The following is a 19949-nucleotide window of genomic DNA, read 5'->3' on the forward strand; positions in this document are numbered from 1 at the left end:
GCGACCGGCCCGGTGGGGGCCGGGGGCGAGCGGACGCGGGCCGGGCTCCGCTCATCCCGGTGACCGCGTCGGGCAGGAGTGGCCGGCGACCGCCAGCAGCCGCCGGCCGGCGTGCTCCGGCCGGATGTGCGGGCCCTCCGCGGCTCCGGCTGCCGGCCGGTGGAACGCGTCGATCGCCTGCTCCTCGACCGTGATGCCGAGACCCGGCGAGTCACCGAGGACGAAAGCGCCGTCCTCGACGCGCAGATCGAGCGACAGCCCGAGCGGTGCAGACAGATCCTGCAACTCGCTGGCCAGGTGGTTGGGCACCGACGTGGCGGCGTGCAGCAGCGCGAGGGGGGTGGCGCCGATCGGGCTGACCGGCAGCTCGTGGGCGTGCGCCAGCGCGGACACCCGCAGGAAGTGGGTCACCCCCCACACGACGGCCGTCTGGACGATGTCCACGGCCCCCGCGGCCAGCAGCGGGCGGAACTGCTCCAGCCCGGTGAGGTTCTCGCCCGTGGCGACGGACGCGCGGATCCCGCGGCCGACGGTGGCCAGGCCCTCGGCGTCCCACCGCCGCACCGGCTCCTCGATCCACGTGAGGTCCAGGGTGCGCTCCAGCTCGCACACGTGCCGGACGGCCTGCTTGCGGGTCCAGGCCTCGTTCACGTCGAGCATCAGGCCCGGCCGCGCGCCGTGCCCGGCCTCGGCCAGGACGTCCCGGACCAGCGTCAGGCGGCGCCGGTCGCGTTCGATGTCGAGACCGCCCTTGATCTTGGCCGCGCGGAGCCCGTGCTCGGCGTAGCCCTGGTAGAGCACGGCGAGCTCGTCGTCGGTCAGCGCGATGTCGAGGCCGGAGGCGTAGGCGGGCACCCGCCGATCACGCCCGCCGAGCAGGCGCCAGAGCGGCTCACCGGCCGCCTTGGCCTTGATGTCCCACAGGGCGGTGTCGAGCGCGCCGATCGTGCCGAAGACGGCGCCGGCGTGGCCGGCCTTGAAGGTCCGCCGCAGCATGCGGTCGTAGAGCGCGGCCACGCCGCGCGGGTCCTCGCCGTCGATCGCGGCGAAGACGGTCTCGATCTCCACGTGCGGCCCGAGGCCGACACCGGTGATCCCCTCGTCGGTGTCCACCATGACGAGCGGCACCGGGACGGCTCCGTCGGCGAAGACGCCGTTGACGTCCCCGACGGGACGGCCCCATTCCTGGACCGTCGTCATGGTGCGATACCCCGTGATCCGCATGTCAGCCTTTCGTGGAACCGGCGGTGAGGCCGTCGGCGATCTGCCGCTGGAGGAACAGATAGATCATCAGTACGGGCACCGCGGCGATCAGGACGCCCGAGGCGAAGACCGGGATGTCGCCGGAGTACTGCCCGCGCAGCGCGTTGACCCCGATCATGAGGGTGCGGTGCTCCGGCGACGGCATCATGAGCAGGGCGATGAGCACGTCGTTCCAGCAGAACAGGGCGTCGAGGATGCCCACCGACAGCAGCGCGGGCACGCCCAGCGGGAGCATGATCCGCCGGTACACGCCGTACACCGTGTTGCCGTCGATCCTGGCGGCGTCGACGATCTCCGCCGGGATGGTCCGGTAGTGACTCGTCATCAGGAAGACGGTGAACGGCAGATACTGGGCGACGTAGGCCAGGATCAGGCCCGGATAGGTGTCGATGAGCCCGGTGTCGGCCATGACCCGGGTGAGCGGGACCATGATCACCTGGAACGGGACGAACAGCCCCGCGAGACACCCCAGGAAGATCATCGAGGAGCCGCGGAACCGCAGCCGCGCCAGCGCGAAGCCCGCCATCGACCCCAGCAGGAGCAGCAGCGCCACCGCGCAGGTGACGACGGCGAACGAGTTGACGAAGTAGCGCGCCATCCCGGCGCCGGTCCACGCCTCGGCGAGGTTGTCCCAGCGCAGGGAGGCCGCCGGGGAGAACCGGTCGAGGACGTAGTCGCGGCGCGTCTTCATCGCGACGTTGGCGGTGAACACCAGGGGATAGATCGTCGCCAGCGCGAGAGCGGCCATCGGCACGGCGGCCGCCCACCTGGCCAGGCGCGCCCCGGGCATCAGTCCTGCCTCCCCGCGCGGCGGAGCAGGGTGATCTGCAGGAGCCCCACCACGAGCATGACGACGAAGAGCACGGTCGAGGCCGCCGAGGCGAGCGCCGGCCGGTTCAGCTGTCCCTGCTGGTGCCAGATGTAGTACTCCGGCAGGTAGGTGGCCCCCTCCGGGCCTCCACTGGTCATCACGAAGAGCAGGCCGAACATGGACGTCAGCATTCCGATCATCGTCGTGACGAAGACGAACTGGATGGTGCGGGTCAGGCTGGGGATGATCACGTGCCAGACGGTGCGGCCCAATGAGGCGCCGTCCACGCGGGCGGCGTCCAGCAGCGAGGAGTCCAGGGTGCTGAAACCTGCGAGGAACACCACGAGCGCCATCCCGAACGTCGCCCAGACGTGCACACCGGCGACGGTGAACAGGGCGATGCCCGGATCCCCGAGCCAGTCGACGGGGCCTACCCCGATCGTGCCCAGGAGGGAGTTCAGCGGGCCCTCGTACCCGAGCATGAGATTGAAGACGGCGCCGACGATCACCGGTGAGAGCACGGCCGGGAAGAAGTAGACGCTGCGGTAGACCCGGTGACCCGGCACGCGCAGGTAGATGAAGGTCGCGAGCAGGCCGGGAATCGCCACCGCCAGGGGCAGCAGCAGCACCAGCAGCCCGACGTTGCGCAGCGAGACGCGGAACAGCGGGTCGGCGGCCAGCTCCAGGTAGTTGCCCAGCCCGACGGGGGTGCCGTTGAGCTCGCCGTCGCCGGTGAAGGAGAAGTTGACGCCCAGGGCCAGCGGCCACAGGCGCAGCACCACGATGATCAGTACGGCCGGGGCCACCAGCACGTAGGGCGCCAGGCGCTCGGCGCGCGCCTGGCGGGATGACCGCCGGGCCTCACGAGCGGGCGGCCGGATCGCCGTCCGGACGCCTCGCCGCCCGGCGCCCGCTCCGCCGGCCCGCGCGCCTCGCTGTCCGGCGCCCGCTTCGCCGGCCCGCCCCGGGCCGGCCGGGCGGGCGGACGACGACGGTCCTGCGCTGCGCACGCGGTCAGCCCTTCCGATCGGAGGCGGCCAGCTGCTCCAGAGCCTTGTCCACGGTGGTCGAGCCGCTCAGGAGCTGCTGCGACAGCCTGCCCATCACGTCGAGGGTCTTGGACGGCAGTGCCACGTGCAGGGCCGGCTTGCCGGTCTTGATCTCGGAGGCGATCGTGGCGACGGCCGGGCCGGCCTGCGAGACGTCGATCGTGGTGTCGGACGCGATCGCGCCGGCCTTGGTGTAGAAGGCCGTCAGGGCGCCGGTGGAGGTCAGGGATCGCACCAGGTCGGCCGCCAGGCCGGGGTCCTCGGTCCACTTCGCGACCGCGTAGCCGATACCGCCGTCGTACGGCAGGCTCGGGGCCGCCCCATCGGTGACGACCGGAGCGCGCATGACCCCGATCTGATCGGGCGGCAGGAACTCCTTGAAGTCGTTCCAGTGCCCGATATCCGACATGAGGCCGATGATGTGCGCGGCCTTGCCTGTCTGGAAGAGGCGGAACACGTCGGTGAACATCGCGGTGGAGTTGGCGCCGTCGTTGTTCAGCCCCTGGTCGCCGGCGTCCTTCCACAGCTCGAAGATCCGTCTCACGCCTGGGGAGGTCCAGTCGCGCTTGCCGGCGATCCAGTCGTCGTACTCGCGCGGGGTGAGAACGCCGGATCCCAGCCCCGACAGGAAGAACTGGATGCCGAAACCCTCCTTGTTGCCGAGCGCGAAGCAGGTGGCCCCGGTCGCCTTCTTGATGGCCGCGCAGCCGCTGACGAACTCGCTCCAGGTCCTGGGCGGGGTGGCCGGGTCGAGCCCGGCCTGCTGGTAGAGCGCCTTGTTGTAGTAGATCGGGTGCCCTTGCAGGGTCACCGGCGCGGCGTAGACCTTGCCGTCCTCGCTGAACGCGTCCCAGCCCGCCAGCCTGCTCCTGTCCTCGGCCACGTACTGGTCCAGGGGGAGGAGCGCGTCGGCCCGGTCGCGGATCTGCCCTCCTCCGTTGAAGAGCATGACGTCGGGCCCCTTGCCGGCCTGGATCGCCGTGCCGAGCAGGGTGTAGTACTGGTCGAACGGCTGGGCGACGAACTCCACGGTGACGCCCGGGTGCCGCTTGGCGAAGTCCGCCCTGGCCTGCTCGATGTAGGCCGCGGCGGCCGCTTCACCGGACTTCCAGTCCCACACCACGAGCTTGCGCTGGCTCTGCTGCGGCTGTCCGGGCGGGGAGTCCGTCCGTGTCGCGCTCCCACAGCCGGCCACGGCCAGTGCCGCGGCGATCAGAGCCGACCATAACGCTCGCTGCTTCATCGTTGCCCGCTTCCTGGGAGCGGCCACGGGATCCGGCCGAGTGCCGCAAACGTAATTCGTATGACGTCTGACGGCAAGAGGGTGTCGCGTATACTGCTTGCCAGTCCCCGGAGGCGAAATGACGGCATCGCAGGAGTCAGCCGGCAGTGTCCCGGCCCCGCCGGCCTGGGTGCGCCGCCCGGCGAGTCTCGCCCGGGCGGTGACGGCCGAGCTGGTGGAGCGCATCGTGCGCGGGGTGCACCCGCCGGGCAGCGCGTTGCCCCCCGAGCCGGCGTTGTGCGAGGCGTTCTCCGTGAGCCGCACCGTCGTGCGGGAGGCCGTGAAGATCCTTCAGGAAAAGGGGCTGGTGCAGGTCCGTCAGGGCTCCGGCACCATGGTGACCCCACCGGCGACGTGGGACATGCTCGACGAGCTCGTCCTCACCGCGACCATCGCCGAGGACGAGAGCCTGGCGATCCTCGACGACCTCGTCGTCACGCGGCGCGTGCTGGAGTCCGACATGGCCAACGTCGCCGCCCGCCTGGCCGGGCCGGACACCGTCGAACGGCTGCGGGCTCTGGTGGATCAGATGGACGCACTCGTGGACGACCCGGCCACGTACGCCGAGAGCGACCGCGCCTTCCACGACACGATCATGCGGGCGTCCGACAACCGCATCGCCCGTGGCGTCGTGCGGTCACTGGAAGGCCAGGTCGTCAACACCGCCCGCTACCTGGGGCGGACGGAGCGGGCCTTGTGCGTGGCCTCGAACCTCGGCCACCGCCGCATCTACGAGCGCATCGCCGCCCACGACCCCGAGGGCGCCGCCGAGGCGATGTTCCAGCACATCACCGAGGCCTGGGTGGTGCGCCGCAGCGGCACCGCCGACCCCGCACGGCTGCGGCGGTAGCTTCGATCATCCACGTCCGGCGCCGCAACCCCGGGATCGGGTGTGCCATGGAGGAGCGTGTGTTCGCCATCGTCGGCTACGACGGCTCCTCTGGCACGGTGACGGCGTCCGGGACGATCGACGCGGCCTCCGGCGGAAGCCCGTCCGGCACTTCGACCAGCGCGTGATGGGCGGAGAGCGCGTACCGCGCCCATCCTGGGCAGGTCGACCAGGCCGCCCCAGCTGCCGGGATGCTCCTCCGCCACGATGCGGGCGAGCCCCACATCGGTGCTCGACCGAGGCTGGAACGGCTCGCGGCCTCCCGCACACCGGTGGTCAGGCACCACAGCCGGCCGGTGTCCATGCGGCGGAGCACGCGCAGCCGGCCCAGGATCGTCGCCTCGGCGCGCGCGGTCTCGTCCGCTCCTTCCTGGACGGCTTCCTGAGGGGCGAACAGCGCGACCGCGGACGGGACGGACGGCAGCAGGTCCGGATCGCCGGCCAGGTGCAGCCGGCCGCCGAGCTCCTCGGCGAGCAGCGCGCGGAGCTTCTCTCCCCCACCGACCAGGACGATCTTCTCGGCTGGGAGGGGGATCGAGGGCGCGGGGCGCCAGACGGGCTGGTAGACCAGCGCGCCGGGCGATACGATCCGCCTCTGCACACGGCGTACCGCGAGCTGATGCGGCCCCCGTTCACCTCGGCCACCGTCCGAGCCCTGCGCCCGGCGCTGGACCGTCTGGTCGCCGAGTTGATCCGCCCGGTCGTCGAAGCGGGCGGCGGGGAGGTCGTCGAGGACGTCTCCGTTCCGCTGCCGCTGGCGGCCCTGTCCCTGGCCGTCGGCTTCTCCGGCGACGCCCAGCGGCGCATTCGCGCGCTGACCCGCAACGCCTGGGAGCGGATGCCCAAGGACTCGCACCCGGGTGGCTTCTGGCCGGCCTTCGTCGAGCTCTTCGATCAGGAGATCCGTCGTGCCAGGGAACGCCCGGGAGACGACTACCTGTCCACGCTCGTCCGCGCCGACTTCCAGGGACGGCCGATCACGGACGAGGAACTGCACGTCATGCTCGTCGCCTTCGCGATCGCGGGGCACGAAACGACGATGAACGCCCTGTCGCACCTCATGTGGAACCTGGCCAGGGAACCGGGCCTGCACGACCGGCTGCGCGCGCAGCCCCGCCTCGTCCCGCGAGCCGTCGAGGAGACGCTGCGGATGTGGCCACCGGTGGACCACGGCTCCCGGCTGACACAGGGCGACGCGACCGTGGGAGGCGAGGTGATCCCCGCCGGGTCACGAGTTCTCCTGCTCACCGGGGCCGCCAATCATGATCCCCGGGTGTTCGAGGATCCGTGCAGCTTCCGGGTGGACCGGGATCGGCCCCAGCGCCATCTGTCCTTCGGCTTCGGCATTCATTTCTGCCTCGGTGCCCATCTGGCGCGTGCGGAGCTGGAGTCGGTTCTGGTCGAGCTGTTGCGCCACTCTCCGCTGAGGTTGCGCGGGCGGGTCACGCGGCGCTACGAGAACGGCAGGCACGTGGGGTTCGACAGGCTTCCGGTGCGCATGGTGGGCGGCTCGCCATGAACGGCTGGAAAGGATCGACCATGGTCCGGGGTGGTCGTGATGGACATGGACTTCGCTGCGAACCCCACCCCTTCTCTTGGGCAAGGAGGGTGCCTGACGGTCCTGCCGACCGCCAGGCACCAGATGCTCAGGAACTGGACGCGATGGTCAGGCCCTGCCAGCCCACCCCGACCACCAGACCACCGGTGAACGGCAGCCCACCGGGATTACTGCCACTGTTGTTCGGGTAATACCGCATCTGCCCATCGGGATCGACCCCGAGCACATCAGCCGAACCGTCCCCGCTCACATCGGCCGCCAGCAACGACACGAAACCGCCCCAGCCCTGCCCGATATCCACGCTGTAACCATACGGACGATCCGGAGAGACACCGATGTTGTTCGGGAACATGAACATGTGCCCATTGGGCTCCACCCCCAGCACATCGGCATAACGATCGCCGGTCACATCACCCAGTAACACCTTCGTGAAACGATCCCACCCCTCACCGATCTTCCGGCCACCCATGAACGGCACCCCGCCCGGATTACTCCCCCGATTATTCGGGTAATACCACAGATCATTCTCCCCGCTGATCCCCAGAATGTCAGCCGAACCATCACCACTGACATCAGCCGCCAGCAACCTCTTGAAACCCTGCCAGCCATGACCGATCTCCCGGCCACCCGTATACGGCACCCCACCCGGATTGACCAGAATGTTGTTGTCGTACTGGAACATCTTCCCCTCAGCGTTCACCGCGATCGCCTCGGCGAACCCATCACCCGTCACATCAGCCGCCAGCACATGCTTGAAACCACCCCACCCCTCCCCGATCGGCCGGCCCCCCGTGTAGGGCACCCCACCTGGATTGATCAGAATGTTGTTGCTGTACTGCAGCAACTCCCCACTCGCCCGATAAGCCAGCACATCAGCGAACCCATCACCGGTCACATCACTCACCGAACGGTCACGCGGTCTTTGAGGCCACAGCGCCCCGGTGATGATGGCCGCGTCCGCAGCCTGGGGCTGATACGCGGAGGGAAGCTGCGACACCTGGACCCGCTGGCAGACCACTCCGATCGGTTGGCTGAGCCAGGAATTGCTGGGGAACAGGCTGAGCATCTTGTCGATGAATTTGTTGGTGCTGACGGGTGGGTTCAGCCGCTCTTCCCGGCTGCCCCAGCTTGCCCGTTGCTGGAAGAGACCGAGGCTGTCGTGATCGATCTCGACGTTGATGTTCTCCAGGACGCTTTCCACGATGGCCGTGGTGATGGCGATCACGCCGGCGTGCTGCGGTAAGCCCCTGGCCGCGATCGTGCTGATTATCACGCGGGCGCACGAGACGCGGTATCCGTCCATGGCTCCCCGGAGCTTGCCGGTCAGCTGCGTGTTCAGCCGGCCGGCGACGGCGTTGTCGTTCGCGGTCGGCCCGCCGGGCACACAGGGGTCGTGCGGATACGCGAGAGCGCGAATGGGATCGGGTTCGGCGGCAGCGGGCGTGGCGCCGGAAGCGAACAGACCGAATCCGCATAACGCTACGAGGGTGATTCTGAGCGCGTTGAACAGAGTTGTTGTCACGAAGGTTTCCTCTAAGTGAGTAAGGAGGGTGCCTGACGGTCCTGCCGACCGTCAGGCACCAGATGCTCAGGAACTGGACGCGATGGTCAGGCCCTGCCAGCCCACCCCGACCACCAGACCACCGGTGAACGGCAGCCCACCGGGATTACTGCCACTGTTGTTCGGGTAATACCGCATCTGCCCATCGGGATCGACCCCGAGCACATCAGCCGAACCGTCCCCGCTCACATCGGCCGCCAGCAACGACACGAAACCGCCCCAGCCCTGCCCGATATCCACGCTGTAACCATACGGACGATCCGGAGAGACACCGATGTTGTTCGGGAACATGAACATGTGCCCATTGGGCTCCACCCCCAGCACATCGGCATAACGATCGCCGGTCACATCACCCAGTAACACCTTCGTGAAACGATCCCACCCCTCACCGATCTTCCGGCCACCCATGAACGGCACCCCGCCCGGATTACTCCCCCGATTATTCGGGTAATACCACAGATCATTCTCCCCGCTGATCCCCAGAATGTCAGCCGAACCATCACCACTGACATCAGCCGCCAGCAACCTCTTGAAACCCTGCCAGCCATGACCGATCTCCCGGCCACCCGTATACGGCACCCCACCCGGATTGACCAGAATGTTGTTGTCGTACTGGAACATCTTCCCCTCAGCGTTCACCGCGATCGCCTCGGCGAACCCATCACCCGTCACATCAGCCGCCAGCACATGCTTGAAACCACCCCACCCCTCCCCGATCGGCCGGCCCCCCGTGTAGGGCACCCCACCCGGATTGATCAGAATGTTGTTGCTGTACTGCAGCAACTCCCCACTGGCCCGATAAGCCAGCACATCAGCGAACCCATCACCGGTCACATCACTCACCGAACGGTCACGCGGAGGAGGTGGTGCGGTCCACCAGGACGTCTGCTTTCGCGCGCCGGGCCAGCCGAAACTGAAATGGATGTGATCGGTGTGGGGGCTGGCGCCGGTATAGGCGGACCAGGAGCCTGCTTGCCAGATCCTTCGGTTCCAGATGATGTACATGATCCCGAACCGCCGGGCCAGGGCATTGACGTTGCCGTGTCTGTCGGTCGCCAGCAGCCAGTTGATGACATCGTCCGCCGCGGCCGCCTGGGCCGGGATGTTGACGTTGAAGTGGTAGTCCAGCGCCCTGCCTTCTTTGTGTTCGCTGGTGCCGCCTGAGTCGCAGGCGCGGACGATGCCGGTGGTGTGCGTGCCGTACGTCCGGTTCAGCAGGTCGCGGAACTCCACCACGCCGGGCTTGGCGACAGGGTCGCAGGTGGTCTGAATCTGGTTGGGCGCGTAGCCCTCGATCGAGGGACCGAAGTCCGGAGTCGGCGGCGCGGCCGAGGCCGGTGAGGCTACGACCAGCTGAGTGACGGCCATGGAGATGAGGCCCAGGAGAATGGCTAATATGCGGGGGATGGCAGTCGGGAATGAGTGCCGGTTTTCGCGCATGCGACAGTTCCTCTCGGTCATGTGAATCCTCGGCGAGGCTGCGACGCCCGCCTTGTGGCCGGCCCCGTGCCAGGGCGGTCATCCTCGCTACTGGGGGCAGTGGAAAGCTACTGAGGGCAGTGGAAACTCGCCGGTGTGGCCCACGGGGTGTCGGCCAGAGCCGGTGTCGCGTTCAGCGCGCCGACGCTCATCAGCAGGGCGAACCCGACGAACATCATCCTTCGCTTCATGCGTGACCATCCCTTCGTTGATCAGAGACGTCGTCGACGGTCGCACGGGCAACTGTCGTGTCCCTGTCGTCCGGCTGTCGCGGCATGCCGTCGCAGCCCGGCAGGTGGCCCGGCACTCGGCGTACGCGCGGCAACGCCCTGGGCGGGCCGTCACGGAAGCGGCAGGAGCACCGCCCTCAGGGACGGCGGCGAGATCAGATCTCGGCGGGGTCGAGTGTGAGACCTCGGGCGAACTCGGCGGCGAAGGTCTGCTCGCCGATGGCGGCCCGGACCTTGGCCGTGATGCGATCGACGTCGCCGCGTTCGGCGGGGGGCAGCGGAGCGCCCACGGAGTCCCGGCACGCTTCCGCCGCGCCGAGCAGGGCAGCCGCCTGCCCGGGCCGTCCGTCGAGGGCGACCGCTCCCGCCAGCCCCTCGATCGCCAGCGCGACCGCGCGCAGGTCGCCGTTGCGGCGTGCGATGGACAGGCTGTCCCGGTGCAGAGCCAGGGCGGACGCCGCGTGGCCGCGTTGCTCGGCCGTGAAGCCGAGCTCGGCCGAGATCAGCGCGGAACCGGACGCGGACGACAGCTTGGCGTACCGATCCTGCACGCTCCGCAGCAGCCGCTCGGCCAGCTCGAAGTCGCCCTGCCGGCGTGCCGCCAGCGCCAGCCCGAGCTCGGCGTGCAACTCTCCGTGGACGTAGCCTTGCTCGCCGGCCAGACGGCGGGCGCGTTCGTGGAGCTCCCTGGAGCGGCCGTGGTCCCCGGTGAGCAGGGCGATGTGGCCCAGGCCGATCAGCCGGTCCGCGACGCCGGGCCACAGGCCCAGCTCCTGTGCCATGCGTAGGCCGTCGGCGTGCAGCCGCTCGGCGCGTTCGTAGTCACCCTTGACCTCGGCCAGGGACGCGAGGGGCTGGACGGTCTGCAGCTGTCCCCATCGGTCGCCCAGCTCGCGGAAGAGCGTCAGGCTCTCGCCGCCGACGCCGCCCGCTTCGGCCAGATCTCCGCGCAGCATCGCCTGGCCGGCCTGGATCGCCAGCGTCGCGGCGATCCCCCAGCGGTCGCCGAGAGAGCGGAACGCCTCCAGCGCCTGCCGCATGGCATCCGCGCTGTCCGCCAGGTCACCGCCGGGCGAGTACTGCACGAACCCGCGCAACCAGGCAGCCAGCGCTCGTACCGCCGGGTCGTCAGTGCGGGGCACGGGTGGCACGCGGACGCCGGCGCCGGTCAGCGACGCGAAGCTGGCGTGCCAGACCACCGCCCTGGCCCGGACGGCAGCCGGTCCTTCGCCCGCGATGGCCAGCGCCTTGCCCAGCGACAACCTGGCCTCGGTGTACCGGCCGCGCAGGAACCAGTACCACGCCTGGGCGCTGACCAGCCGGAGTGCGTGCTCGGCGGCGCCGGCCTCGATCGCGAAGTCCAGCGCCGCCCGCAGGTTGGCGGCCTCGGCGTCCAGGCGTTCGAGCCAGATCCGCTGGTCATGGCCACGCAGGTACGGCTCGGCCCGTTCGGCGAACGCGGTGTAGTGGCACAGGTGCCTGTGCCGGGCAGCCGCCGTCTCCCCCGCCTCGGCCAGCCGTTCGAGGCCGTACGCGGCCACGGATTCGAGCAGCCGGTACCTCGGCGCGGTCATCACCAGCGAGGCGTCCACCAGGCCGGCGAGCGCCTCCAGCACCTGCCCGGCATCGACGCCGGCTCCCGCGCAGACCGCCTCGGCGGCCTCGATCGTGCAGCCGTCAGCATGCACGGCGAGCCGTCGTAGCACGGCGCGTTCGGGGCCGGTGAGCTGCGCCCAGCTCCAGTCGATCATCACCCGGAGTGTGCGTTGCTGGGGCGGGGCGCCCCGGTGACCGGTGCTCAGCAGCTGGAAACGGTCGTCGAGCCGTCGGGCCAGCTCCTGGAGGTCCAGCGTACGGAGCCGCGTGGCGGCCAGTTCGAGGGCCAGCGGCAGCCCGTCGAGCCGGCGGCACACCTCCGCGACCGTCCCGGAGACGCCGGCGTCGAGGGTGAACCCGGGGACCGCCGCGGCCGCCCGCTCGGCGAAGAGCTCCATGGCGCTGCCCTCGTCCAGCGGCGGCACCTGCCACAGCACCTCCCCCGCGAGCCCCAGCGACCGCCGGCTGGTCGTCAGGATCCGCAGCTCGGGATCGTTCTTGAGCAGCAGCTCCACCAGCTCGGCCACCGGCTCGATCACGTGCTCGCAGTTGTCCAGGACCAGCAGCAGCCGGCGTCGGCGCAGCGTGTCGGCGAGCCGTCGCGGGGCGCTGATCGGGCCGGCCTTGGCATCGTCCCGGACGCCGAGCGCGGCCAGCGCTGCCTCGGCCACGTCTGCGGAGCGCGAGGCGAGCTCGACCAGGCAGACGCCGTCGGGGAACGTGCCTGCCAGCCGCTTCACCACCTCCAGTGCCAGGCGGGTCTTGCCGACACCGCCCGGCCCCGTGAGCGTGACCAGCCGGGCGGACCGCAGCCGCGACACCACCTCGGCCAGCGCGCCGGCCCGCCCGACCAGCCCGGTGAGCGGGACGGGCACACCGGCCCGCGGTCTCGGCACGGCCGGCGCCGGTTTCGGCCGCAGGATCTCCTGGTAGGCGGCCGCCAGCTCAGGCCCGGGGTCCACGCCGAGCTCGTCGGCCAGCCGGCGGCGTACGTCGTGGTAGACCTCCAGCGCCTCATGCTGCCTGCCCGCCCGGGCGAGCGCGCGCAGGTGCAGCGCCCGGAGGCGTTCGCGCAGCGGGTGCCGGGCCGCCAGGTCCCCGAGCTCGCCCGCCAGGAGGGCGAGGTCGCCGGCCTGCTCGCCGGCGTCGAGCCGCGCGTCCGCGTAGGCTTCCAGCGCGGTCAGCCGCAGCTCCTCCAGCCGCTGGATCGGCAGCCGGACCAACGCGACGTCACGGCACTCCGCGAACGCCGGCCCGCGCCACAGCGCCAACGCCTCGGCCAGCACGGCGGATCGCGCCACCGCGTCCGTCATCGTCATGGCCCGCGCGACCAGGGCGGCGAACCGGCCCATGTCCACCGCGTCCGGATCGGCGCGCAACGCGTAGCCCGGCGCGCGAGTCTCCACCAGCCGGCCGCTCCGCGGCTCGGCGTCCTCCAGCGTGCGGCGCAACCGGGAGACCTTCGTGTGCAGGGCCGCCAGCGGATGGGCGGGCAGGTCGTCTCCCCACAGGACCTCGACCAGGCTGTCGGTCGGCACCGGCCGCCCCTCGCTGAGCAGCAGCGCGACGAGCAGCATCCGGACCTTCGGCTCACGCACCTTGACCACGGTGCCGTCAGCCGCGCGCAGCTCCAGCGCCCCTAAGATCCCGAACCGCACAACGCCACGCTAACCCACGAACGGCGATCATCGCGCCGGCAGCACCTCAGGGACGGCGCAGGTCGTGACGATGAGCGAGGCGTTGCGGGTGGACGAGGGCATACCGGCGGCATACCGCAGCTCGCTACGCTGACGGGCCCCGTACTTGATCATGCCTGAAGGAACTTCAGTGACCCGTCTCGCGCTCGTGACCGTCCTCGCCGTGCTGCTGTCGTTGATCCCCGGCATGTCCCACGCCCAGGATCCGGGCGTGCTGGGCACCGCGGGCAACCTCATGCGCGAGGAGCAGCCGCGCGCCGACGGGATCAGGCACGTGGACACCAAGGCGATCATCGCGGGCCTGAAGGCGCTCAACGCGAACACCTACGTCTACCCGATGGCCGGCGACAACGTGCACTGGACCGACCTGCGGGAGGAGTTCCTGCCCGCGGCGGCAGCCGCCGGGATCGACGTGTGGGTGCTGGTGTACTCGCCGAGCCAGCAGAGCTGCTGCGTGTCCCGGCCGTTCAAGCACGACTACGTGGCCTGGTCCCGCGAGATCGCCACCCTCGCCGAGGAGCACCCCAACCTGGTCGGCTGGACGGTGGACGACTACGCCTACGACCTCAGGACGTTCACCCCGGCCTACGTCGGGCAACTGCGGTCGGCGGCCAAGGCGATCAGCCCCACGCTCAAGTTCGTGCCGACCGTCTACTACGCGCAGTTCACCGACGCGTTCGTCGCCGAGCAGATCCCGCTGATGGACGGCGTGATCTTCCCCTTCCGTGACGAGCCGTACCGCGACACCTCCTGGTCGTGGAGCCTGTCGTACCAGGTGCAGCAGCTCGCCAAGCGGCTGCCCGGCACCGAGGTCTACCTGATGCCCTACGCGCACCCGCTGAGCCACGCCGCCCAGAAGCCGACGGTGTCCTACGTCGAGGCGGTCACCAGGAAGGGCGTCGAGCACGTCCGCAGCGGCCAGCTCGCCGGGGTCCTGCAGTACAAGCTCCCGTTCGTCGCCCGCGACCAGGCCTGGACGCGGCCCGCCACCGACAACCTGGCCCGCACGGGCGACGGGCGGCTGAGCTTCGTCGTGCAGAAGCAGACGGCCACCAAGGCGGGCATGTCGTGCGGCGCGACGCGGCACGTCACCCTGACCTCGGGGGCGGCCAAGCGAGTGGTGAGCTTCTGGCACCGCGACGCCCGCGGGCCGCAGCACCCGGCCGGCCACCACGTCAAGCAGCTCCTGCTCAACGGCAAGGTGATCTGGGAGCGGGACGTCACCGCCGACGCGGCCGACACCTGGGTGAAGGCGACGGTCGACCTCACGACCAAGCTGAGCGGGGCGACCAGCGCGACGCTGCAGTGGCGCCTGTACGAGCGTAAGGCCGTGAGCGACTACTTCATCGACGTCAGCGTGGACGACATCGCGCTGTCCGGCCTGGCGATGAGCGACCCCGGCGTGGAGAACGCCGCCGTCTGGACGCCTGCCCTGGCCCGTCAGGGCGGCGCGGTCTACTGCTCCGCCCAGGTCTACCACGAGAACTACGGCGCCGACCTCGGCGCGCGCATCGCCAAGCTGTACGCCGCCGGGTGATCCCCCGCCGGCTCAGCCGAACAGCTGCTCCAGCGCCTGCGGCAGCCGGTCATGGACTGGACGCGCAACGGCGTGCGCGCCGTCGGCCACAGCGGCGCCACCATGGGCTACGAGGGCCGGCCGGCGACGAGCGCCAGGATCGCGCCCGCACCGGCCGCCGCCGCTGCGGCGGCGAGGGCGGTGGCGCCGGTGTCCTGGGGGCCGGTGAGGTGGCCGGCGACGGCGGTGCCCAGGCCGTAGCCGGCCCACATGAAGGTGTTGAGCCAGGCGAAGACCTCGGTGCGGTAGCGGGCGGGAGCGTGGTCGGCGAGCAGGGCGGGCACGGCGGCGTCACGGGGGCCGGTCACCAGGCCGGCCAGGGTGATCAGGATGGCGAGCGGCACGAAGCCGGGTGCCCAGGCCGCGCCGAGCAGGACGGCCGCTTCGGCGAGGGAGAGCAGGACGAGCAGGCGTCCGCCGCTGAGGGGCCAGGCGCGCGCGCCGTAGCCGAGGGTGCCCAGGAGGGCTCCGGCCGACAGCAGTCCCATCAGCAGACCGGCGGAGGCGGCCGAGCCGGAGGTGGTGGCCGAGGCGACGGTGGCGATGCGCAGGCAGCCGAAGGTGAACGTGCCGCAGGCGGCGACGGTCAGCAGGAGGAGGGTGTGGCGGTGGGTGAGGGGCCCTGCCAGGCGTAGCCGGCCGGGCGGGGCCGGCCGGGCCTGCCGTACCGGCGGGCAGGTCAGTAACAGGGCGGTGCCGGCCAGGACCGTGGCGCCCGCGACAGTCACCACGCCCTGGGCGGGGACGACCCAGACCAGGACCGGCACGAGCAGCGGGCCGGCGATGAACATCAGCTCGTTGACGGCGTTGTCGACGGCGTAGGCGGCGGGCAGGGCGGCGGCGGGGACGAGGCGCGGCCAGGCGCTTCTGACGACGGAGCCGGCGGGCGGGGTGGTGGCGCCGAGGAGCACCGCGGCGCCGATCATGAGAGTGGGCGGGGCGAGCAGGAGCAGGGCGTAGGCGAGGGTGTGGGCGGCCAGGTAGCCGGTCAGGGCCGGGCGCGGGCCGTACCGGTCGGCGAGACGTCCGCCGAGCGGCGCGCACAGGGCCAGGGCCAGCGCGTGGCCGGTGAGCACGAGCCCGGCGGTGGCGTAGGAGCCGAGCCGGTCGACGGCGGCCAGCAGCAGGGCGAGGCTGAGCACGGGTGTGCCGAGCTTGACGAGCAGGGCGGCGGCGAGCAGGCGGGGGACGCCTGGATGGGTGAGCAGGCGGCGATAGGGCGCGAACATGGCGGCTCCGTTACTATCTAACTGGATTACGCCTATGACATGCCGAAGGGGTGTTACCAGTCAAGTGGAGATAGCCTGTAACGTCACCCGGCAGGCGCCGTTGATCGCCGAGCTGGTCAATCTGGCCACGGCTCGCCAGCGGGGCGGTGCCTCGGTGCGGCCGTTGACCGGCGAGGATTTGGCGGCGGCGTTCGCCGCCCAGCTCAGCGACCGCGCCGGCGCCGCCCTGCGCGCCGTCCCCGATGCGGGCCGGCGCCTGGCCGGCCTGGCGACCGAGCTTCGGCAGGCGCTGCTGGCCGAGCACCCCGCCGACCAGGCCGGGCGCATCAACGCCATGATCAGCAGGTACGGCGCGCAGCCCTACCTGGTCGACGACGTGGGCCAGCCGTTCCACCTGCACTTCCACGGCTCGGGCGGCACCGAGGTGGAAGCGCTGGGCGGCGAGTTCGCCACCGCGCTGGCCCTCATCGTCGACGGCTACGGCCCCGACCGCTTCGGGCAGTGCGAGGCGCACCAGTGTGAGGCCGTCTACATCGACCTGACCCGCAACGCCTCACGCCGCTACTGCGGCGCGGCCTGCACGGCGCGCGCCAAGACCGCCGCCTACCGCAGCCGCCGTCACACCTGACCACGCCAGGAGCCCGGGCTGGCCAGTGGGTGTCCGGGCTGCCAGTGGGCGTCCGGGCTGGCCAGTGGGCGTCCGGCCTGGTCAGTGGGTGTCCGGCCTGGTCAGTGGGTGTCCGGCCTGGGGATGCGGACGCCCGCGGCGCGAAGCTTGGCCTCGACCAGGGCGACTCCCCGGGCCGTGGCCGAGCCCTGCTCCTCGCCGTGGTGGGCGATCAGGTGGTACCGGGCCGCGGTGTCGGTGCGGGCTTGCAGACCGGTCACGATCTTCAGGTGGGCCGGGTTGGCGAGGAAATGGTCGGCCATGGCGGTGGCCAGCTCGGGCAGGCGCGGGTCGTCCGGCTCCCACGCCGTGGCTTCGACCGCGCGCTTGCTCAACGCGACGAAGTCGGGGTCGTCGAAGGCGTGCTCGACATGGCCGAGGAAGTCGTCGAAGCCCTCCGGGACCAGGGCTCTGGCCAGCACCCAGCCCTCCCTGGTGGCCGCGACCTCGTGCGCGGGGAGGCCGAGGCCGGACAGCCGCTCCAGCAGCGCCACGGCGCGGTCGGGCAGCAGCGCCCGGTCGCCGTCGGCGAGCCGGCGCAGCGTGTCACGGCGCGCGATCAGCTCCTCGATCCGTTCGGTGAGCTGCCGCTCGACGTCGGTGAGCGCGGTGGCGAACAGCGTGGCGTCCGCGTCGAGCAGGGGCCCGACCTCGGCCAGCGGCACCCCGGCGGCGGCCAGCGTCCGCACCTGCACCAGCCGCAGCAGCTCGGCCGAGCCGTACCTGCGGTAGCCGGAGCTGTCGCGTTCCGGCTCCTTCACCAGGCCGAGCTTGTGGTAGTGGCGCACCGTCTTCACTGTGACGCCGACGAATGCCGCCGCCTGCCCGATCGTGACTCCGTTCACCGGCACCATCCTGCCTGGTGTTCAGGCTCGCTGGTTCAGTGCGCCGGCTGAGCGGGATCGGTCTGATCGCCGCGGAACACCTCGTTGACGAGCCGTTGCTGGGCGGGGCGGAACGCCGCCGCGATGGACAGGCCGGCGTCGTCCACGCAGTTCAGTACGGCGGTCATGGTCCTGCCGCCGTCGGGTGTGCTGTACATCAGCGTCATGGAGCCGACGTTGCCGCCGTTGTGGGTGATGACGGTGCCGCCGCCGTCCGTCTCCTGGACGAACACCCCCAGCCCGTACTCCATGCCGGGCAGGCCCGTGGCGACCGGGGTGCACATCTCCTCCAGCAGGGGGGCCGGCAGGAGCCTGCCGCCCATCAGCGCGGAGATGAACGTGTGCAGGTCCCGGGTGGTGGAGATCATGTCGCCGCCGGTGGAGACCCAGGTGGGGTTGTAGCGGGTGACGTCGATCGTCCGCTCCTGACCGGCGTCGTCGTAGCGGTAGTAGAGGTGGGCGTGCGGCTCGGGGAGCTCCGGCGAGGCGTCCGGCACCACGGTGCCCGACAGGCCGAGCGGGTCCAGGATCAGCCGCCGCATCTCCTCGGCGAGCGAGCGGCCGGTGATCTTCTCGATCAGCAGCCTGGCCAGCACGTAGTTGGTGTTGGAGTAGCTCCAGCCCGCGCCCGGCTCGAACCGGGCCTGCTTGGACAACGCCAGCTCCACCAGCTCCTGCGGCCGGTAGGTGCGGAACCGGTTGTCCACCCATTCCTTGCCCGTGGTGCCGTAGGGCACGGGGACCCCGTGCACGATCGACCCGTCGTCGTAGACCTCGCCGGTGAAGTTGAACAGGCCGCTGGTGTGCTGCAGCAACCTCCGCACCGTGATCCGCCGGTCCAGCCCGAACCCGGGCAGGTGGCCGGCCACCGGGGTGTCCAGCTCGATCTTGCCCTCGGCCACCAGCAACAGCATCAGGGCCGCGGTGAAGGTCTTGGTGTTGCTGCCGATCCGGGCGTGCCCGTCGATCGGCGGCTCGGCGGTGCCGCCCAGCTCGGCCGTGCCGGCGCTGCCGGTCCACTCACCGCGCTCGTCGTGCACGCGCAGGGACACCCCGAGGAAGCCGGACGCGACGATCTCCTCGATCGCCTTCCGCAGCTCGGGGCGGTCCTGCCCGGCGCTCGTGTCCTGATGGGAAGAGGTGGTCGTCATGGTGGCTCGCCCTTCGATGTTGTCGGTCCTGGTCGGCTTCGCGCCGCTGCGGCGAGCATTCACCCTGACCCAAGGTCAACCTCAACCGTGATCTGGCTCACAGCCGCACCGGAGCTCCGGTGCGGCTGGGCAGATCACTCAGCTTCGAGGCACGCAGGCGGAGATCGCGCGGGTCAGCTTCCGGACGCGGGCATCGCCGCCGGGCGGGCCGAGGTGGGCGGCCGAGGTGGTGTAGCCGAACGCGAGCCTGTGGGCGGGATCGGCGAAGGCCATGGCGCAGCCGAGGCCGTGATGGCCGGACGCCGCGCTACTGGAACCGGCTTGGAGCACCTCGAAGCCCCGGCTGAAGTGCTGCTCGATCGCCATGGCCGGGGCACTGAGCACGACGTCCGGCCCTGCGATCCGCGCGACGGTGAGGTCCCGCAGTGTGTCCGCGGAGAGCGCGGTCGGCAGCCAGGCGTGGAGGCGGGCGAGGCCGCGGGCGTTGGTGTAGCCGTTCGAGGCGATGATCGGCACGCCACGCAGGGCGGGATCGCGGGGCAGGGCGAAGGCGTCCTCGGGCCGGCGCCCCGCGCGCAGGTCCACCACGCATTCGCCGGCAGCGTAGACGCAACAGTCCGCCGATCCGTGCTCCGTTGCCCCGGAGGCTTCTAACGCTGCCCGGACGGGCTCGTATCCGACGGCCACGGTGCCTTCGACGCTCACGGTCATGTCGATCCCTCCCGCGCCACGCGAGGTGGCGGACGGGTGGCGAGCGACGCGGCCACGCCTTCGGCCGCCCACTGCTCGATCCGTGTGTCCGTGCCAGCCTCAGGAGCGTCGCCCGATGCCGGCCGAACCTCCAGCAGGCCCTCAGCCACGTGCTTCCGCGATCCGCTCACCCCGGAGAAGCCACCGGCCAGGAACAGCTCTCGCGCGGCCTGCCGAGATGCCCGCCCCCATCCATCTTGGCCTGCTTCACGTGGGCACGGCACCGAACCCTCTGGGCCTGCGAGAGAACGTCAATTATCTTCCTATCGGACGCGCT

The 19949-nt window shown here is 70.8% G+C and carries 17 protein-coding genes; 4 read left to right on the top strand and 13 right to left on the bottom strand.

The window, feature by feature from the left end; translation table 11 throughout:
* Positions 1-51 precede the first annotated feature (51 nt).
* Genes LCN96_RS29105 through LCN96_RS29120 form a run of 4 tightly spaced genes read right to left on the bottom strand, consistent with a single transcriptional unit; the run spans position 52 to position 4366 of the window.
* Positions 52-1200, bottom strand: a complete 1149-nt coding sequence (locus LCN96_RS29105) for a mandelate racemase/muconate lactonizing enzyme family protein (RefSeq protein ID WP_225265602.1) — start codon at positions 1198-1200, stop codon at positions 52-54.
* Positions 1201-1225: 25 nt separating this feature from the next.
* The gene (locus LCN96_RS29110; protein WP_225265603.1) at positions 1226-2053 is read right to left on the bottom strand and encodes a carbohydrate ABC transporter permease; all 828 of its coding nucleotides are present in this window, start codon (positions 2051-2053) and stop codon (positions 1226-1228) included.
* Positions 2053-3084: a carbohydrate ABC transporter permease gene (locus tag LCN96_RS29115; protein ID WP_225265604.1), complete on the bottom strand. Its 1032-nt coding sequence runs from the start codon at positions 3082-3084 to the stop codon at positions 2053-2055. The genes LCN96_RS29110 and LCN96_RS29115 overlap by 1 nt, the downstream gene beginning before the upstream one ends.
* 4 nt (positions 3085-3088) lie before the next feature.
* The gene (locus LCN96_RS29120; protein ID WP_225265605.1) at positions 3089-4366 is read right to left on the bottom strand and encodes an ABC transporter substrate-binding protein; all 1278 of its coding nucleotides are present in this window, start codon (positions 4364-4366) and stop codon (positions 3089-3091) included.
* Positions 4367-4484: 118 nt separating this feature from the next.
* Between LCN96_RS29120 and LCN96_RS29125 the strand changes: the two genes are divergently transcribed.
* The gene (locus tag LCN96_RS29125) at positions 4485-5255 is read left to right on the top strand and encodes a FadR/GntR family transcriptional regulator (protein WP_225265606.1); all 771 of its coding nucleotides are present in this window, start codon (positions 4485-4487) and stop codon (positions 5253-5255) included.
* A gap of 76 nt (positions 5256-5331) precedes the next feature.
* Here the strand turns inward: LCN96_RS29125 and LCN96_RS29130 are convergent, their stop codons facing one another.
* Positions 5332-5895 (bottom strand): hypothetical protein, encoded by a 564-nt coding sequence (locus tag LCN96_RS29130; protein WP_225265607.1) that lies wholly within the window; start codon positions 5893-5895, stop codon positions 5332-5334.
* 18 nt (positions 5896-5913) lie between these two features.
* Here LCN96_RS29130 and LCN96_RS29135 point away from each other — a divergent pair, with 18 nt between their 5' ends.
* A complete protein-coding gene (locus tag LCN96_RS29135) occupies positions 5914-6813 on the top strand; it encodes a cytochrome P450 (RefSeq protein WP_225265608.1) in 900 nt (299 codons plus the stop codon).
* A 127-nt stretch (positions 6814-6940) separates the two neighbouring features.
* Here LCN96_RS29135 and LCN96_RS29140 read toward each other — a convergent pair whose 3' ends face one another.
* The 4 genes from LCN96_RS29140 to LCN96_RS29150 all read right to left on the bottom strand — a co-directional run bounded on the left by LCN96_RS29140 (position 6941) and on the right by LCN96_RS29150 (position 13376).
* Positions 6941-8374: a tachylectin-related carbohydrate-binding protein gene (locus tag LCN96_RS29140; RefSeq protein ID WP_225265609.1), complete on the bottom strand. Its 1434-nt coding sequence runs from the start codon at positions 8372-8374 to the stop codon at positions 6941-6943.
* 66 nt (positions 8375-8440) lie between these two features.
* On the bottom strand, positions 8441-9853 hold the full coding sequence (locus LCN96_RS29145) for a tachylectin-related carbohydrate-binding protein (protein ID WP_225265610.1): 1413 nt from the start codon (positions 9851-9853) through the stop codon (positions 8441-8443).
* A gap of 107 nt (positions 9854-9960) precedes the next feature.
* Positions 9961-10083 (bottom strand): hypothetical protein, encoded by a 123-nt coding sequence (locus tag LCN96_RS56735; RefSeq protein ID WP_263657333.1) that lies wholly within the window; start codon positions 10081-10083, stop codon positions 9961-9963.
* A 194-nt stretch (positions 10084-10277) separates the two neighbouring features.
* Positions 10278-13376 carry a BTAD domain-containing putative transcriptional regulator gene (locus LCN96_RS29150; protein WP_225265611.1) on the bottom strand — a complete coding sequence of 1033 codons (3099 nt, stop codon included), beginning with the start codon at positions 13374-13376 and terminating at the stop codon, positions 10278-10280.
* Between the two features lie 169 nt (positions 13377-13545).
* Between LCN96_RS29150 and LCN96_RS29155 the strand changes: the two genes are divergently transcribed.
* Positions 13546-14952: a hypothetical protein gene (locus tag LCN96_RS29155; protein ID WP_225265612.1), complete on the top strand. Its 1407-nt coding sequence runs from the start codon at positions 13546-13548 to the stop codon at positions 14950-14952.
* Positions 14953-15059: 107 nt separating this feature from the next.
* Here LCN96_RS29155 and LCN96_RS29160 read toward each other — a convergent pair whose 3' ends face one another.
* Positions 15060-16220 (bottom strand): MFS transporter, encoded by a 1161-nt coding sequence (locus tag LCN96_RS29160; RefSeq protein ID WP_225265613.1) that lies wholly within the window; start codon positions 16218-16220, stop codon positions 15060-15062.
* 64 nt (positions 16221-16284) lie between these two features.
* Between LCN96_RS29160 and LCN96_RS29165 the strand changes: the two genes are divergently transcribed.
* On the top strand, positions 16285-16848 hold the full coding sequence (locus tag LCN96_RS29165) for a CGNR zinc finger domain-containing protein (protein WP_225265614.1): 564 nt from the start codon (positions 16285-16287) through the stop codon (positions 16846-16848).
* Positions 16849-16949: 101 nt separating this feature from the next.
* On the opposite strand, the gene LCN96_RS29170 is transcribed toward LCN96_RS29165, so the two are convergent.
* The 3 genes from LCN96_RS29170 to LCN96_RS29180 form a co-directional block, all read right to left on the bottom strand.
* Positions 16950-17732 carry a MerR family transcriptional regulator gene (locus tag LCN96_RS29170; protein WP_404823876.1) on the bottom strand — a complete coding sequence of 261 codons (783 nt, stop codon included), beginning with the start codon at positions 17730-17732 and terminating at the stop codon, positions 16950-16952.
* A 35-nt stretch (positions 17733-17767) separates the two neighbouring features.
* Positions 17768-18922: a serine hydrolase domain-containing protein gene (locus tag LCN96_RS29175; protein WP_225265616.1), complete on the bottom strand. Its 1155-nt coding sequence runs from the start codon at positions 18920-18922 to the stop codon at positions 17768-17770.
* 138 nt (positions 18923-19060) lie between these two features.
* On the bottom strand, positions 19061-19633 hold the full coding sequence (locus LCN96_RS29180) for a serine hydrolase family protein (RefSeq protein ID WP_225265617.1): 573 nt from the start codon (positions 19631-19633) through the stop codon (positions 19061-19063).
* Between the last annotated feature and the right edge of the window lie 316 nt (positions 19634-19949).

Source organism: Nonomuraea gerenzanensis (assembly GCF_020215645.1).
Lineage (GTDB): Bacteria > Actinomycetota > Actinomycetes > Streptosporangiales > Streptosporangiaceae > Nonomuraea > Nonomuraea gerenzanensis.